Origin of the sequence: Comamonas sp. 17RB, from assembly GCF_030056555.1 — a bacterium.
Lineage (GTDB): Bacteria > Pseudomonadota > Gammaproteobacteria > Burkholderiales > Burkholderiaceae_C > Comamonas > Comamonas terrigena.
This window is the reverse complement of sequence record NZ_JASHHY010000022.1, coordinates 1-1,289: the sequence shown is the minus strand read 5'-3', so window position 1 is coordinate 1,289 and position 1,289 is coordinate 1. Positions and strand designations below refer to the sequence as shown.

Here is a 1,289-nt window from a genome sequence, read left to right as displayed (position 1 = left end):
GGCCGCGCAGTCCATGCAGCAGCAGACCGGCGATCTGTCGCAGATGGTCAGCGTGTTCCGCCTGAAGCACGCCTGAGAGAGGCACTGCACCTGGCAGCACAGGCTGCATGCAGCCTCCACAGCCCGCCTTCGGCGGGCTTTTTTGTGCCTGCGCCCGGCATAAATGCAGGGGTGTGCTCTAGAGGTGTGCTCTTTTTCTCCACACCGCCACATCGGTATTTCATGACGTGTTTGAACTGCCCGGGTTGAAGAGGCAGGAACAAATGCTGTGCATGCATGGCTTTCAACTGCTTTGTGCTTTTCTATGGGCCTCTGCGTGATCCATAGTGATTTTTGATGCAGCGCAAAATTTCATCGCACCACAAGCAATTCACGGGATAATCCCTATAACGTTCTGTTACTTTTGCGGTAGGCGTCTGCCATTCCGCATACCTTTTCCCCCTCCGCACCACAGCCATTCCGTCAACGTAACGGTGTTCTTTCAGGCTGCGCGGACTTCTTTTCTGGAATGGATGGAAGCGATGAATTTTTCCAAGTTCAATATCGGTGCCCGCCTGGGCCTGGGCTTTGCCGTGGTGCTGGCATTTGCCGTGGTGATCACGGCCATCGGCATGTGGCAGCTGCACTCCGTGGGCAAAGCTACGCAGCAGATGATGCAGGAGCCGCTGACCAAGGAGCGCCTGATCAGTGACTGGAACAGCAATGTCAGCGTGGCGGTGGCCCGCACCACGGCCATTGCCAAGAGCAGCGATGCCAGCCTGGTGCCCTTCCTGGCTGCCGATGCCGCCGCCACGGCCAAGGGTACGGCCGACGTGCTCAAGCAGATCGAGCCTTTGATCTCCCTGCCGGCCGAGCGCGAGATCATGGACAAGATCATGGCCATCCGCAAAACCTATATCGCCAGCCGCGACAAGGTCAGCCAGCTCAAAGCCGAGGGGCTGTCGGAGGAAGCCGAAGCCACGCTGGTCAATGCCTTTGTGCCTGCTGCACAGGGCTATCTGAAGCTGCTGAGCGAGTTGCTGAGCCTGCAACGCTCCGGCTTGGACGCCAAGGCCGCCGAAGTGCAGGCCATCGAAAACACCAGCCAGACCTATTTCGTGATTCTGGCCGTGCTGGCCCTGGCCATTGGTGCCGTCAGCGCCTGGCGCCTGACACAGGGCATCACCGCCCCGCTGCGCAATGCCGTCACCGTGGCCCGCCGTGTGGCCGATGGCGACCTGAGCACCGATATCCGTGTGACCGGCACCGATGAGACCGGCCAGCTGCTGCAGGCCCTGCACGACATGAAT

1 protein-coding gene is annotated in these 1,289 nt (G+C 59.9%); it reads left to right on the top strand.

Features of this window, described 5'->3' with window-relative positions:
* Window positions 1–521: 521 nt before the first annotated feature.
* Window positions 522–1,289, top strand: a 768-nt coding sequence (locus QM470_RS21380) for an MCP four helix bundle domain-containing protein (RefSeq protein WP_283340672.1), incomplete at its 3' end; no start/stop codon positions are given.